The sequence below is a fragment of the Primorskyibacter sp. S187A genome, assembly GCF_049800955.1.
Taxonomy (GTDB): domain Bacteria; phylum Pseudomonadota; class Alphaproteobacteria; order Rhodobacterales; family Rhodobacteraceae; genus JAKVBH01.
In genome coordinates, this window is the sequence record NZ_JBNAGA010000002.1 from 468561 (window position 1) to 483359 (window position 14799).

16 protein-coding genes are annotated in these 14799 nt (G+C 59.4%); 7 read left to right on the top strand and 9 right to left on the bottom strand.

Going from position 1 to position 14799, the window contains the following annotated elements; translation table 11 throughout:
- Positions 1-70: 70 nt before the first annotated feature.
- Both ACP15S_RS13245 and ACP15S_RS13250 read right to left on the bottom strand, forming a co-directional pair.
- A complete protein-coding gene (locus tag ACP15S_RS13245) occupies positions 71-832 on the bottom strand; it encodes a TIM barrel protein (protein ID WP_425040113.1) in 762 nt (253 codons plus the stop codon).
- Positions 829-1419 (bottom strand): DUF1285 domain-containing protein, encoded by a 591-nt coding sequence (locus ACP15S_RS13250; protein ID WP_425040114.1) that lies wholly within the window; start codon positions 1417-1419, stop codon positions 829-831. Before ACP15S_RS13250 ends, ACP15S_RS13245 begins: the two co-directional genes overlap by 4 nt.
- 69 nt (positions 1420-1488) lie before the next feature.
- Between ACP15S_RS13250 and ACP15S_RS13255 the strand changes: the two genes are divergently transcribed.
- From ACP15S_RS13255 to ACP15S_RS13270, 4 genes are read left to right on the top strand one after another with little or no spacing between them, the layout of a single operon-like run.
- Positions 1489-2496: an AAA family ATPase gene (locus ACP15S_RS13255; RefSeq protein WP_425040115.1), complete on the top strand. Its 1008-nt coding sequence runs from the start codon at positions 1489-1491 to the stop codon at positions 2494-2496.
- On the top strand, positions 2493-3368 hold the full coding sequence (locus ACP15S_RS13260) for a DUF58 domain-containing protein (RefSeq protein ID WP_425040116.1): 876 nt from the start codon (positions 2493-2495) through the stop codon (positions 3366-3368). Before ACP15S_RS13255 ends, ACP15S_RS13260 begins: the two co-directional genes overlap by 4 nt.
- A complete protein-coding gene (locus ACP15S_RS13265; RefSeq protein WP_425040117.1) occupies positions 3365-6112 on the top strand; it encodes a DUF4159 domain-containing protein in 2748 nt (915 codons plus the stop codon). Before ACP15S_RS13260 ends, ACP15S_RS13265 begins: the two co-directional genes overlap by 4 nt.
- Positions 6109-8148: a DUF7408 domain-containing protein gene (locus ACP15S_RS13270; protein WP_425040118.1), complete on the top strand. Its 2040-nt coding sequence runs from the start codon at positions 6109-6111 to the stop codon at positions 8146-8148. The genes ACP15S_RS13265 and ACP15S_RS13270 overlap by 4 nt, the downstream gene beginning before the upstream one ends.
- A 2-nt stretch (positions 8149-8150) precedes the next feature.
- Here ACP15S_RS13270 and ACP15S_RS13275 read toward each other — a convergent pair whose 3' ends face one another.
- From ACP15S_RS13275 to ACP15S_RS13290, 4 genes are read right to left on the bottom strand one after another with little or no spacing between them, the layout of a single operon-like run.
- The gene (locus ACP15S_RS13275; RefSeq protein WP_425040119.1) at positions 8151-8597 is read right to left on the bottom strand and encodes a MarR family winged helix-turn-helix transcriptional regulator; all 447 of its coding nucleotides are present in this window, start codon (positions 8595-8597) and stop codon (positions 8151-8153) included.
- Entirely contained in the window at positions 8594-9427 is an 834-nt protein-coding gene (locus ACP15S_RS13280; RefSeq protein ID WP_425040120.1) for a carbon-nitrogen hydrolase family protein, read from the bottom strand. Before ACP15S_RS13280 ends, ACP15S_RS13275 begins: the two co-directional genes overlap by 4 nt.
- Positions 9427-9684, bottom strand: a complete 258-nt coding sequence (gene grxC, locus ACP15S_RS13285) for a glutaredoxin 3 (RefSeq protein ID WP_425040121.1) — start codon at positions 9682-9684, stop codon at positions 9427-9429. The genes ACP15S_RS13280 and grxC overlap by 1 nt, the downstream gene beginning before the upstream one ends.
- Positions 9685-9716: 32 nt before the next feature.
- A complete protein-coding gene (locus ACP15S_RS13290; RefSeq protein ID WP_425040122.1) occupies positions 9717-10448 on the bottom strand; it encodes a ComF family protein in 732 nt (243 codons plus the stop codon).
- A 14-nt stretch (positions 10449-10462) separates the two neighbouring features.
- Between ACP15S_RS13290 and ACP15S_RS13295 the strand changes: the two genes are divergently transcribed.
- Both ACP15S_RS13295 and hemH read left to right on the top strand, forming a co-directional pair.
- Entirely contained in the window at positions 10463-11275 is an 813-nt protein-coding gene (locus tag ACP15S_RS13295; RefSeq protein WP_425040123.1) for a methyltransferase domain-containing protein, read from the top strand.
- Between the two features lie 57 nt (positions 11276-11332).
- Complete coding sequence (gene hemH, locus ACP15S_RS13300; protein WP_425040124.1) at positions 11333-12403, top strand: ferrochelatase; 1071 nt, start codon at positions 11333-11335, stop codon at positions 12401-12403.
- A gap of 70 nt (positions 12404-12473) precedes the next feature.
- Here hemH and ACP15S_RS13305 read toward each other — a convergent pair whose 3' ends face one another.
- Complete coding sequence (locus tag ACP15S_RS13305) at positions 12474-12671, bottom strand: ferrochelatase (protein WP_425040125.1); 198 nt, start codon at positions 12669-12671, stop codon at positions 12474-12476.
- A 150-nt stretch (positions 12672-12821) separates the two neighbouring features.
- On the bottom strand, positions 12822-13406 hold the full coding sequence (locus ACP15S_RS13310) for a L,D-transpeptidase (RefSeq protein WP_425040126.1): 585 nt from the start codon (positions 13404-13406) through the stop codon (positions 12822-12824).
- Between the two features lie 165 nt (positions 13407-13571).
- On the opposite strand from ACP15S_RS13310, the gene ACP15S_RS13315 reads away from it, so the two are divergent.
- Complete coding sequence (locus ACP15S_RS13315; RefSeq protein WP_425040127.1) at positions 13572-14195, top strand: CAP domain-containing protein; 624 nt, start codon at positions 13572-13574, stop codon at positions 14193-14195.
- Positions 14196-14253: 58 nt separating this feature from the next.
- Here the strand turns inward: ACP15S_RS13315 and ACP15S_RS13320 are convergent, their stop codons facing one another.
- Complete coding sequence (locus tag ACP15S_RS13320; protein ID WP_425040128.1) at positions 14254-14721, bottom strand: Hsp20 family protein; 468 nt, start codon at positions 14719-14721, stop codon at positions 14254-14256.
- Between the last annotated feature and the right edge of the window lie 78 nt (positions 14722-14799).

Sequence of the window (14799 nt, forward strand, 5' to 3'; positions counted from 1 at the left end):
TTGCGTATTTTTGGCCAGAAGAAACACTAGGTGCGCACACAGGCCAGAAGCGTCGGCATGTGTCGTGCGATCATGCGTGTTTGCCGAGCCAGCCGAGGCTTTTCGTCGTAGGCCCGTCGGGCACGAAATCCGCACAGGCCCAACCTGAGTAGTCGCTCTCTTTCAAAAGGCTCAACATGTCGCCTGCGTAATGGTCGATCTCCGAGGGCGTTGCCCCGCCACCAAGCAGAACATGCCCCGTGACGTCATGGGCCTGCTGCCAGAGAACCTCCAAGCCCTCGGGATGTCGGCTCGCGTGAGAGGTGCTGAAAAGCAACTTCACGTTGTCGCTGTCTACGCTTCGGAAAACATCCAACGTGTGGCCCACGCTCGCGAGGCAATGATCTGCATGATCTTGAGGGTTGAGCGCTTCGATCAAAAGAATCGCCTTGGGCGCTTCTTCGGCGGCCCATCGAAGATTGTCGATCAAAATGTTTGCGTCGGTCTCCTGCTCGAGGCCGGTTCTCAGATGCAAGCGGTGCGCTCCGAGGACCTGAGCTTGTCGCAACGCGCGTTTGAAGTCACTTTGAAAACGTTGTTGCTGCCCTGGCGCTGCGGCAAATCCCTGTGCGCCGCCGGTGTAATTCGGGGGAGGTCCATCCATCCGAACAAAGGAAATGCCCGCAAAAACTGCTTTGTCACGCAGATCAGGTGCTGGGTAGTCATAGGGCAGCGGCAGTTCGACACCGCTGAACCCGGCATCTGCAGCGGCCGCAATACGGTCCGGCAGGTCATGTTCCTGAAACAGTCTTTCTATATTGGCTGAGATCCTGAACGATTTCTTTTTGCTCATCGAGGTAATTCCTCAGACAAAATGATTGGAAAGAAACTCCCAGATGACCACAGGCCAAACCAGGATGTGCCGTTCACATCGTGATCTGTCCCGAGTTCTACAAGACGATAAAAACTTTTTCTGTCGATCAGGGCTTCTAGATTGTCGCGCACCAGAACGTAGGGCGATGGCTCCCCCGTTTCGGGATCGCGGACAACCCGGATGGGCGCGTCGGGCCCTGCTGTGGTTACGTCTCCGACATGGGTTTCAAACCGGAGCACCTGAGCTTCGCCTTGCCCTTCCGCCTCGAAATCTTGCGCGACGAATGGTGCGTCATCGACCTTGATGCCCACCTTTTCCACTGGTGTTACAAGCACATATCGTTCACCATCCTTGCGCAGGATAGACGAGAACAGCTTCACCAGTTCAAAACGGCCAATGGGCGTTCCGAGGTAGTACCAGGTGCCGTCGCGCGCGATGCGCATATCGAGGTCGCCGCAATCGGGCGGGTTCCACTGATGGACAGGGGGCAAGCCTTTGCCGGATGCAGCGCGCGCAGAGGCCGCCAGGCCCTCTGCGGAGGGGGTCACGCGATTTTGTGAAGCCATTGTTTTTGCCATTTGTCGTTTGAGAGATACACTCAAATCAACACGCGCAAGATGCAAGGGAGCATTTTCATGTCTGAGGCAGAAGATCTGGTCGCTGATATCGAAGCTTTGGAAACGAAGCTGGCGGAGGCCAAGGCCTCGATAACAAAGCGATTCATTGGTCAGGAGCGCGTGGTCGAACTCACGCTGACGGCGTTGCTGTGCGGAGGTCATGGGTTGCTCATTGGGTTGCCGGGCTTGGGCAAAACGCGATTGGTCGAGACGCTGTCTACGGTCATGGGCATGTCCGGCAGCAGAATTCAGTTCACGCCGGACCTGATGCCTGCGGATATTTTGGGCTCGGAAGTTCTGGAGACCGGCGATGATGGCGCACGCGCGTTCAAGTTTATCGAAGGACCCATCTTCTGCCAGCTGTTGATGGCCGATGAGATCAACCGCGCCTCCCCGCGTACCCAATCCGCCCTTCTGCAGGCGATGCAGGAAAAGAAAGTGACCGTCGCGGGCGAGGATCGCGTCTTGTCGCCACCTTTCCACGTACTTGCGACACAAAACCCGATTGAGCAGGAAGGCACCTATCCGCTGCCGGAAGCGCAGTTGGACCGATTCCTCGTTCAGATCGATGTGCAGTATCCGGACCGTGATACCGAGCGCGATATCCTCCTGGCAACGACAGGTGTGACGGAGGAAGAGGCGCATGAGGTTTTCACCGCTGCTGAATTGATGGATGCACAGCAAATCCTGCGCCGCATGCCCGTCGGCGATTCCGTTGTGGAGATGATCCTTGATCTCGTGCGGGCCTTCCGCCCCGACAGCGCAGACGCCAGCGATGCAGTGAAAGAGAACGTCGCGTGGGGGCCGGGGCCGCGCGCGGCGCAGGCGCTGATGCTGACGGTCCGCGCCTCGGCGCTTCTCAATGGCCGGCTTGCGCCGTCTGTCGAAGATGTCCTGGATATGGCGCAGCCTGTTCTGCGCCACCGGATGGCGCTCAACTTTGCGGCGCGTGCTCGGGGTATGTCATTGTCCGCGTTGATTGATGAAACGGCAGCGGGTTTCGCGCGCACTGAGGCTGCTGCGTGAGTCTGACACCTGCCGATCTCCGCGCGCGTTCCGAAACCGAAGCCGCTCGTTTGCCCGCGTTGCTTGCGCGGGCGGAGCATTTGGCGGGAACAGTTTTGCTTGGCGAGCATGGGCGGCGTCGTGCCGGAATGGGCGATGACTTCTGGCAATACAGACCTGCACAGCCCGGTGATCGGAGGCGCAGCATTGATTGGCGGCGTTCTGCCAAGTCGGACGGCCAGTTCGTCCGTGAGCTTGAGTGGCAGATCGCGCAGAGCGTTCAGCTTTGGACGGATCAGGGCGCATCCATGCGCTACAGTTCCGATCCGAAATTGCCTGAGAAGATCGAACGCGCCCGCGTTCTGGCGCTTGCGACGGCTGTCTTGCTCAATCGCGGCGGCGAGCGGGTGGGCTTGACCGGTGGCCGTTTGCCGCCAAGACGGGGCCGGGCTCAGCTCTTGAGATTGGCGGAATTCTTTACCAGTGATGATGCTGCGGATTACGCTCCGCCCGAGGACAGGCAGATGCTGCCCCATGCGCGGGCCGCGTTTTTCTCCGATTTCATGGGGGATTTCGCCAGTGTCGAAGCGGCGCTGACCAAGGCTGCAGATCGTGGCGTTCACGGCGTGTTGGTTCAGATCCTCGATCCGTCTGAGGAGGCGTTCCCATTTCAAGGGCGCACGATCTTCGAGAGCATTGGGCAAAGCCTGCGCCATGACACGCTTCAGGCAAAAGACCTACGGGATCGTTACCTGGAGCGCCTTGCAGCACGCAAAGATGCTCTCGCGCGTTTGGCGGCTGTCACCGGGTGGCAGCATCTTGTGCATCATACGGATCAACCCGCGCAGACCGCGCTCTTGTGGCTTTATCAGGCATTGGATGGTGCGGCATGACGCTGTTTGGCATTGGATTTTTGACACCATGGCTGCTGGCGACGTTGGCCGCGCTTCCCATCTTGTGGATTATCCTGCGTGCCGTGCCGCCCGCGCCGATCCGGCGCATGTTTCCCGGGGTCGTGTTGCTGCTTGGTCTCAAGGACGATGATCAGGTCAGTGATCGGACGCCCTGGTGGTTGTTGTTGCTGCGCATGTTGGCTGTAGCAGCGCTGATCATTGGGCTGGCTGGCCCGATCCTCAATCCGCAGGAGCGCAGTATTACGGCGAATGATCGTGTTTTGGTCGTGCTTGATGGGACATGGGCCTCCGCGCATGACTGGCAGGCCCATCAACGCGCGCTGGACGCCATTTTGCGTGACGCCGCGGCGGCCGGTCAGACTGTGGCCACTTTGCGATTGACGGCGCCCGAGGAGATTTCATTCCAGTCGGCTGATACCGTTCGCGCGGCTCTGCCCGGGCTTCTGCCGCAGCCGTGGGCCTATGATGAGAGCACAGAGTTTGTCCTTCCTGATGGCGCGTTTGATACGATCTGGGTGTCTGACAGCCTTGATCATGCAGCCCGCGCGCCTTTGGTTGCAGACCTGCAATCCCGTGGTGCGGTCCGCGTTTTGCAAGCGGAGCGTTCGGCTCTGGGCCTCCGGGCCCCACGCTACGAGGACGGCATCGTTCAACTGACCGCAGTGCGGACACGGGGCCCTGCGGCTGAACATGTCATCATTGCGCAGGGCCGCGATCCCGCAGGCCGCGCCGCAACACTGGCCAGCGGGACGGCTGTCTTTGAGGACGATGCGCAAGTTGCGGAGCTGGAATTGTCCCTCCCAGCAGAATTGCGGGCGCGTATCACCCGATTTGAAATTGAGGGTATTCGGTCCGCTGGTGCTGTTGCTCTTGCGGATGATGGACTTCAACGGCGCGAGGTGGCCTTGATGGCGGGACGCGAGGATCGCGAAGGCCTCGAGCTGCTGTCCCCACTGCATTACCTGCAAAATGCGCTTGAGCCGAATGCTGATCTCCTGTCTGGCGCCTTGTCCGATGTTTTGCCGGCCAATCCGGATGTGATTGTGTTCGCAGATATTGCGACGGTGGCATCAGGCGAAGAAGAGGCGCTGCTGGAGTGGGTGGATGCGGGCGGTCTTCTGTTGCGCTTTGCCGGGCCTCGTGTCGCCGCATCAGACTTGAGCCGCAGTGCCGAAGACCCGCTCATGCCAGTGCGCTTGCGCGCGGGCGGGCGCACGGTTGGTGGCGCGATGAGCTGGGGCGAGCCCAAGACTCTGGCGCCCTTCCCGATGGATGGCCCCTTCGCGGGTCTTGATGTGTCAGAGGAGGTCGTGGTTTCCGCTCAGGTGCTCGCCCAACCCGATCCGACACTTGCAGACCGTGTGATCGCTGAATTGGCTGACGGGACGCCACTTGTCACACGCAAGCGCGTGGGCTCGGGCCAGATCGTCTTCTTCCATGTGACGGCAAATGCTGAATGGTCGACCCTGCCTTTGTCCGGCCTTTTTGTTCAAATGCTGGATCGTCTGGCAGTTTCTACATCAACCGAGGCGATGACTGCCGAAGCGCTCGAAGGCACCACATGGCAAGCGACGCAGGTCATGGATGCTTTTGGCAACCTCGATGACGCGGGAACGCGCCCGGGCGTCGATGGGCCCGAGCTCGCAGAGGCTCCGCTCAGCGCTGAATTGCTGCCCGGGCTCTATTCGAACGATGATCTCACGATTGCGCGCAACGTGATCGGGCCGGAGCAAAGTCTCGCGCGGTTTGAGTGGCCCGACGGCGTGCGCGTTGAGGGTTTGGCGCCGAGAGAGGAGACACCTTTGGCTGGATTGCTGCTCGCAAGTGCGTTGGGTCTGCTTCTCGTTGATGTCGTGGCATCGCTTTGGCTGTCCGGGCGTCTGGGCGGTTTGGCGCGCGCCGCTGCGATGATCGCAGGTTTGGCGCTCGTATCCCAGACAGCTGAGGCGCAAGATCAGAGTACCGATGAAGCGCTGGCGCTCTTGGCGACGCAAGAGGTCGTCCTGGCCCATGTGCTGACAGGCGACGCACGTCTGGATGATACGGCGGCAGCGGGGCTGCGTGGATTGTCAGAGACCTTGTTTTTCCGAACCTCAGTAGAGCCAGCTGATCCCATCGGCGTGGATCTGGAACGCGATGAATTGGCATTCTTTCCATTTCTCTACTGGCCTGTGAGCGAAGGGCAACCCATCCCTTCCGACGCGGCCTACTCGAAGCTCAACGCCTACCTCAGATCAGGCGGCATGATCCTGTTTGACACGCGCGATGCGCACGTGGCCGGGTTTGGCGCTGCGACGCCTCAGGGTCAGCGTTTGCAACAGCTTGCCGCGCCGCTCGATATTCCTCCGCTGGAGCCATTGCCGGAAGACCATGTTCTGACGCGCACGTTCTACCTCCTGCAGGATTTCCCTGGTCGCCATGCGGGCCGCAGTGTTTGGGTCGAGGCCGCGCCGCCGGATGCTGAAATTGTCGAAGGCATGCCGTTTCGCAATCTCAATGACGGTGTGACGCCAGTTGTCATCGGCGGCAATGACTGGGGTGCGGCATGGGCTGTGGACCAACGTGGAAATCCCCTCTTTCCGGTTGGCCGGGGTTATGCCGGGGAGCGTCAGCGGGAGATGGCGTATCGTTTCGGCGTCAACCTGATCATGCATGTGCTGACGGGCAACTATAAGTCTGATCAGGTGCATGTGCCTGCGCTTTTGGACAGGTTGGGCCAATGACCGGTTTTGTTGTTTTTGATCCGATGTTGCCCTGGCCGCTTCTGGCTGTCCTGGGGGTATTGGTCGCCGTCGGGACATTGCTTGCCTTGTGGCGCGGCTTGTCCGGCTGGGCGATGCGTGGGCTGGGAGGTCTGATCGTTTTGGCGGCGCTGGCGCAACCGGCCTACCAGCAAGAGGAGCGCGCGGCGCTGTCAGACATCGTCGTTCTTTTGGAAGACAGAAGCGCGTCTCAGGGGTTGGCCGAGCGCGGCGAGACAACGCAACGCGCGGCGGATGAGCTGGAAACCATGCTCACGGCACGCTCCAATACCGAGGTGCGCCGCATTGTCATTGACGATGCAGAAGACGACAGCGGGACCCAGATCATGTCTGCGCTGAACGAGGCCATGGCGCGCGAACCACGGGCGCGCCTCGCCGGCGTGCTGACTGTGACCGACGGTCTGCTGCATGACGTTGAGGCAGCACCGGACTTGCCCGCGCCGATGCAGGTCTTTCTCACGGGGAAGCAAACGGATTGGGATCGCAGGCTCACTGTGTCTAATGCGCCGGCATTCGCGATTTTGGGGGAACCCGTCACACTAACCTTGCGCGTAGAGGACGAGGGGGCTGCGCCTGCTACAGATACGGTGCCGTTGCTCGTGTCGATTGATGGGGCAGAGCCGCAGGAATTCGAAGTACCGCTGGGGCGGGATATCGAGCTGCCCATCACGCTGCCCCATGCCGGTCGCAACGTCTTGCAATTTGTTGTGCCCGAAGCTGAGGGCGAGCTGACGGATCGAAACAACTCTGCCTTGGTTCAGATCAACGGTGTCCGGGATCGTCTGCGCGTTCTGCTTGTCTCGGGTGAGCCGCATCCGGGCGGTCGCACCTGGCGCAATCTGTTGAAATCGGATTCATCGGTGGATCTTGTGCATTTCACGATCCTTCGCCCGCCTGAGAAACAGGACGGCGTGCCGGTGCGCGAGCTGTCGTTGATTGCGTTCCCGACGCGGGAGCTCTTTCTGGAAAAGGTTGATGATTTCGATCTGATCATCTTCGATCGCTACAAACGGCGCGGTATCCTGCCGTCGATCTATCTCGACAATGTCTCGCGCTATGTCGAGGAGGGCGGGGCGGTTCTGATCGCTGCGGGCCCGGATTTCGCGAGTGCGGATTCGCTCTATCGCTCGCCGCTCTCGCCCATCGTTCCTGCAAGTCCGACGGCGCGGGTACTCGATGAAGGCTTTGATCCAACCGTAACAGAGATTGGTGAGCGCCACCCGGTCACATCCGGTTTGGGAACACCCGATGATTGGGGCCGCTGGCTGCGCCAGATCGAGGTAGAGCCGCAAAGCGGACATGTCGTGATGTCTGGCATCGACGAGCGCCCCCTGCTGGTTCTGGACAGGGTTGGCGAAGGGCGTGTGGCGTTGATGGCGTCTGACCATGCCTGGCTCTGGAGCCGTGGTTTTGAAGGCGGTGGCCCCCAGCTGGAGCTGTTGAGACGCTTGGCCCATTGGATGATGGGGGAACCTGAGCTCGAGGAAGAGACGCTTACCGCAGAAGCCAATGGCCAGTCCATGCGTATCACGCGCCGGACCCTGCAAGACAGTGTCGATGATCTCACGATTACTGGGCCAGATGGGTCCGAGGTTATTCTGCCCATGGAGCAGGTGGGCCCTGGCCAGTTTGAAACGCGCTACGATGGGCCAGAGATTGGGCTCTACCGCTTGCGTGAAGGCGATGAGGAAGCCGTCATCGGCCTTGGTCCCGCGGCGCCGCGGGAGTTCGAGCGTACGATTGCAACGGGTGATCGGTTGGAGCCCATTGCGGCGTCCATGCGCGGCGGTGTCTTTCGATTGGAAGATGGTGTGCCGCGTCTGCGCGAGGTGCGCGAAGGACGTCCAGCTGCGGGCCGTGGCTGGTTTGGCATCACGCCGCGCAACGCGTTTGATGTGCAAGACGTCCGGCAAACGTCGCTTTTGCCGCCTTGGCTTGTGCTGTTGCTGGCGTCCTTGATGATTGTGGGTGCGTGGCTGCGCGAGGGTCGCAGCTAAGCCTAGGCGTCGCTTTCCAGTTTCTGACGGAGTTCGCGCAGGATTGGCAGGGCAGCTTTGACCTTGTCAGGCCCTAGATCGCTGACCAGAGTGGCAACGAGTGGCGTTATCGCGGCAAGGGCTGCGTCGCGCGCTTGCAGGCCAGCGGGGCTGATTGTGACGAGTTTGGAGCGCGCATCGTCCCAGTCTGGGCGGATGTGCACATAGCCCGCCCATTCCAGCTTTGAGAGCGTGTTTGTCATCGCGCCGCGGGTGACGTGAAAAGAGCGCGCAAGCTGCGCCGGAGTGCGTTCCGCTTTCGAATGTGCGAGATGATTGAGCACAGAAAAATGGCTCAACTCCATCCCCTTCGGCAGAGCGCGGCCCATGCGATTGCGCAGCATCTGATCGGCTGTGAACAGCTCGGAAAAGAGAGCTACAGCAAGCGCTTGGGAAGGGTCGTCACTCATTCGGGGCCGATAAATTCGCGGTCGTGTTGCAGGGCTGGGATTTTCTGTCTCGCTTGTGACACAGAGGCCATGTCCAGTTCAACCGACAGAACGCCCGGGGCCGTTCCGGCATCGCCCATAACCTCACCCCAGGGCGAAACGATCAGGGAATGACCGTGGGTGCGCCGCAAAGCGCCATTTCCCTCACCGTGCTGCCCGGTTTGTGCGGGCGCCAGTACCCATGCGCCGCATTCAATGGCCCGAGCGCGCAGAAGCGGTTCCCAGTGCCCTGGGCCGGTAGCGTAGGAGAACGCGGCAGGGACCGTCAGGATCTCGGCGCCTGCTTGCGCCAATGATCTGTAGAGATAAGGGAAACGCAGATCGTAGCAGATGCTCAAGCCGATCGTCGCAAAAGGTGTTTTCGCGATGACAGCCTCTGTCCCGGGGCGGTAGCCTTGGCTCTCTTGATATTGCTCTGTCTCGGACAATTGCACGTCAAACATGTGCAACTTGTCATACCGCGCAGCGATTTCGCCTTCGGGAGAGATCAGGATCGACCGATTGGCAAACCGGCCATCCGGATCATCCGTTTTGAGTGCAAGTGACCCGATCAGCAGCCAGATCCCATGGCGGGCGGCCTCCTCTCTCAGGGCGGCGAGGGTCGGGTCCGTGGCCTCGGGTTGGAGGACCTCCATCTGTCTCTTGCGGTTTGCGCCAAGGCAATTGGCGACTTCGGGCAGCAAGGCAAATCCTGCGCCGTCTGCCACCGCATCATCGAGCATCGACCGCATGACGCGGACGTTGTGGCTCGGATCCTCACTGGAATTCAGCTGTAGCAGACTGACGCGCATCAGGCAGCCAAGAGTGGATCAAGCTTGCCCGCGCGCTCCAGTGCAAAGAGGTCATCGCAGCCGCCCACATGGGTTTCGCCGATGAAGATCTGTGGAACAGTCCGGCCTCCATTGGCGCGCTGGATCATTTCGGGTTTGCGATCTGGGCGCGCCAGGACATCAATTTCAGAGAAGGTGACGCCCTTCTGTTTCAGCAAGCGCTTGGCCGCATGGCAAAATCCGCAGAGCGGCGAGGTATAGATTTCAACTGGTTGCATCTGGGCATTCCTTATCAGGTGTTGCCCTGCATTTAGGTGCGTCGGGCCGCGCGTGCCAGAACTATGACAGAAACTTCTCCTGCACGTGAAGCCTTTAGCGCCTCAGCGCAGGCATTGAGCGTGGCACCGGAGGTCAGAACGTCATCAACCAGCAAAACCGGGCGACCCGCAGCAATACGCCTGCGTTTGCGGGGGTTGACCCTGATTGCGTTGTCTACGGTTTCCTTGCGTTTTTCGTAGTCTTTTCCGTAGAGATTTTCGGTCCTTTGAGGACGTTGCAGGAGATCGGCGCTCAAAGGCAGGCCGAGTGTGTCTGAGATGGATTTGGCCAGAAGCGCGGATTGATTGTAGCGACGCTTGGCAAGCCGCGTCCAATGCAGCGGCACGGGCACGATAAGGGTGTTTGGTGTGAGCAAAGGCTCTGCCGCGCGGGCCATCCATGTCCCGGCCGTGCGCGCGACATCGTAGCGGTCGCCGTGTTTCAGAGCGAGCACCAGGGATCTGCCGTTATCGGCGTAGCTCAGGGCCGCGCGGCCTCGGTCCCATTTGCGTGGAAACTGAAGGCATTCGTCGCATTTGATACCGTCTTCCGCGACGCCGGGTTGCGGGACACCGCAGACATCGCACACGGCGCCTCCCAGAAACGGCGTCTGCCCCCAGCAGGATCCGCACAGGCCGAACTCTGTTTCGACGCCGGCGCGACAAATCAGGCATTCGGGAGGGTAGACCGCTCGCAACGCCGTTTGCACAAGTGACATCACCATTCTATCTGTGCCCCATGACCCAACAGGCCCCCAAATTGACCGACCGTACGGCGCTGCTCCGCAACCGCGCCCGCGCCTCGACGTTCTTCCTGCAAGAAGAAGCGCGCGACGAGCTTCAAGATCGTCTGGAAATGGTTAACAGGACCTTTACCAAGCCCGCGATTGTGACTGGTTTTCCCGACCTGTGGCGCAATGGGTTTGCTCAAGCGACCTTGGTTGAAGATGACGATACGCTAGCGCTTGAGCAAGCGGCGCATGATCTCGTCATCCATAGCCTGTCTCTGCATTGGGCTGATGATCCGATTGGCCAGATCATCCAGTGTTGCCGTGCTTTGCGGCCTGATGGACTGTTTTTCGGCGCTTTTCTCGGCGGGCAAACGCTTCATGAACTGCGGTCCTGTTTGGCGCAGGCCGAAGCGGATCTGACAGGCGGACTCTCGCCGCGCGTGGCGCCCATGACCGATGTGCGCGATGCAGGCGCGCTTCTGCAACGCGCCGGTTTGGCGTTGCCTGTCGCGGATGTTTTGCCACTTCGGGTCAGTTATGACTCCGCCTTTGCGCTCATGCGTGATCTTCGCGCCATGGGCGAGGGCAACGCGTTGAGCCAGCGGCTGCGCAGGCCCACGCGCCGCGCGATTTTTGACCGCGCGGCCGAGATGTACCGAGAGGTATTTGCCGATGCCGATCGCATAGTGGCAACTTTCGAAATCATCGTTCTCACGGGTTGGGCGCCGGCGGAAAACCAGCAGAAACCCTTGCGTCCGGGCAGCGCCAAGGCGCGGTTGTCTGAGGCACTTGGGACGCATGAAACGCCCTTGAAAGATTGACCTCGGCGCTTGGTCGCTTATGTGTCTGGCAAAGCTAACGCATCATGGGACCTCATTATGCTGGATACGACCAAGGGTCTGACATGCCCTGTGCATGCGCCGTCTGACCACCCGAAACTGCCTGCGGAAAAAGTGGGTGTCTTGTTGGCCAATCTCGGTACGCCGGATGGAACAGATTACTGGTCCATGCGCCGTTATCTGAACGAGTTCCTGTCCGACAAGCGGGTGATTGATTACAGCGCCTTCATTTGGCAGCCCTTGTTGCAGCTGATCATTCTGTCCAAGCGGCCGTTCAGCTCTGGCGCGGCCTACAAGTCGATCTGGAATGAAGAGGCCAACGAGAGCCCCTTGATGACCATCACCAAGGAGCAGACCGCCAAGATCACGGCGCGGATGGCGGAAACCTACGGCGATCAGGTCATGGTTGATTTCTGCATGCGATACGGCAATCCATCGACGCCTTCGAAAGTGCGGGCCATGGTCGAGGCAGGATGCTCCAAGATTCTCTTTTTCCCGCTGTACCCGCATTACGCAGGCGCGACGTCCGCCACAGCGAACGATCAGTTTTTCCGGTCCTTGATGAAGGAAAAGTGGCAACCGACGGCACGGGTGGTCGATCCGTATTACGCCCACCCCCTCTACATCGAAGCTTTGGCGCAATCGGTTGAGCGCGCTTATGCGGCCATGGAGACCAAGCCCGATGTGCTCGTGGCATCATACCATGGTGTGCCCAAGCGCTACCTTATGGAAGGTGATCCCTATCACTGCCAATGCCAGAAGACATCTCGCCTGCTGAAAGAGCGTCTGGGTTGGTCTGACACGGATATCGTGACCACGTTCCAATCCCGCTTTGGTCCTGAGGAATGGCTCAAGCCTTACACGGTGGAAGAGGTGGCCCGGCTGGCGGAAGAAGACGGCAAGAAGAATATTGCCGTGATCGCGCCCGCATTTTCGGCCGATTGCATCGAGACGCTTGAAGAGATCAACGAAGAGATCAAGGAAAGCTTCGAAGAAGCGGGCGGTGAGCACTTCACCTATATCCCCTGTCTGAATGCCGATGACGCTCATATCGATGCACTCAGCGCCGTGATCGGGGAAAACCTCGGCGGTTGGCTTCCACATTCCTGATCTAGACGGATGGAACAAAAAAACGGCGCCGAAAATGGCGCCGTTTTTCGTCAAGTAATTCCGTTTGGAATTAGTTGTTGGACGATGCTGCGGCAACGACCAGAGCAAGCAGAACCAACGGGACGATGATGCCCGCGGAAGAAGATGCTTGTGTTGTTTCTTCAACGATGACCGGAGCTTCCATCATGACGTCGTCTTTGGCGTAGGAGCCAGCGAACGCGGTCGAAGCAGCTGCAGTCAGCGCGGCAGCGAGTGCGAGTTTTTTCATAGTATATCCTCCAGATATTTACCTGCCGCCCGCAAAGTACGGTCCACGTACAGGCACCCAAGACTTACCTCGTGTGTTTTTCTAATCAGCAAACAGCGTTGATTGCAAACCGATCTTTGCAGATTTGAGCCGCTGTCCGCTTGTGTGTCGTCAAATAAGCAACACTTGTGTGCCGACTTTGGCCATACCGAAAAGCTGAGCAATATGCTCATTGTACAGACCGATACATCCATTGGATGATCTGCGCCCGATTTTTCGCGTATCGTGTGTGCCGTGGATGCGGTAATACGTCCAGCTCAGGTAAAGCGCGTGTGTTCCCAAAGGATTATCCGGACCAGGGCCAACAAAGTCCGGCCATTCAGGGTTTCGGATTTTCATCGCAGGCGTGGGACGCCAGCTCGGACCTTCGACTTTTCGCACGACACTGGTTCGGCCACGCCGGGTCAGATCTTCTGTCAAAGGGACGGAAGAGGGGAAGAGATGGTATGCGCCATCCTCCTGCCAGTAGTGCAAGGCGCGGCTGTCGATATCGACGAGAATCGCCCCGTTATCGAGGTTCGTAAAGTAAGGTCGCCAATCCAACGTCCGGAAACTGGAGATGTTGCGGCGCACCGCACGAGAGATTGTGCGTTCCAATTCAACGGTTTCATCGCCGGATTGTGCCAGCGCTGGTGCTCCGATCATCGCGGCTGCACCTGTGACAAAGGCGCGTCGATTTACTTTGAGGTCACTCATAGGGCCCTCCATCATCATGACTTCTCGTATTTGTGAATGTGATAGTGCGCGAAAGACGCAGTCGCAAATCAAACAAGCGTTAAGTTGCTCGAACCGCAGCAACTGGGTTTGAAAGGCCACGGCTTTCTCGGTAACGCTGCACAAAACAGAGGATTGGCGCGAGCGATGCTGCGATTTCTTACTTTGATGATCATTCTGGTGACCGGTTTGTCCGCTTGCGCGCCGCAAGCACCCGCGCCGACCTTGGGCCCGGATGGTTTGCCATTGCCCAAGCTTTATCGCATCGCGCCGGGATCTGAGGGTCGCATTCAGTTTCGTGTTCTCGATTCGGTGAATTCTCTGCGTCAGGCCGCAGGCGTAGCGTCTGTTTCGCTGAATGCTCAGCTGAATGCTGCTGCGGCGACTCATGCCCGGGATATGTCCGTGCAAAACCGGCCGTGGCATTTCGGGTCTGATGGATCGTCTCCCATCGATCGGGTGCGGCGTGTTGGGTATTCCGGCCGGTTGATCGGTGAGGCCATCTCGGAAACCTACGAGACCGAAGTGCAGACGCTCGCGGCCTGGATGGATGAAGAGGGCACGCACCGCATCATCATGTCGCCAGATGCGACACAAATGGGCTTTGCCTTCTTTCAGGAGCAGAACGGCAAGATTTGGTGGACGCTGATCATGGGCGGGCCAAACAGTTTGCCCGCGCCAACCCCTTTGCTCGGTGCCGAGAGCGCTGTTGGCGAGACTGGCGTGAATGAAATTGCCACGACGGCAATCGAGCTCAGCGCAGACGGCTGAGTCTTGGGAGACAGGCCTCACGTCCGAGGACGCGAGGCCTGTTCGTTGATCACAACAATTAGTTGACGGTTTTTGCGTCCACGACGTCCTTATCGAGAGACGGGCCTTTCGCGATCTCGATCCGGCGCGGCTTGAGCGCTTCCGGAATTTCGCGCTGCAGATCAATGTGCAGCATGCCGTCCGTATGGCTGGCCCCGGTGACCCGCACATGATCGGCAAGGTGGAAGCGGCGCTCGAAGGCGCGGGTCGCGATGCCACGATGCAGGTAGGCGCGCTCTGCATCATCAGCAGGTTTGCGCCCGGTCACAACGAGGGCTTGCTCCTTCACATCGACGGAGAGGTCACTGTCGGAAAAACCGGCGACGGCAATCGAGATACGATACTCGTCTTCAGCGGTTTTTTCGATGTTGTAAGGCGGATATGTCTGGTGGCCGGTTTCGGTGGACAGAACCCTGTCCATCATGTCGGCAAGTGTGTCAAAACCGACGGTTGCACGATACAGCGGTGCAAGATCAAAACTACGCATTGGATACCTCCGTTGAGCGTTTCCATATATCTGCGCATCCCCCAAACGGGGCGATGCGATCTAGAACCGGGCCCATCC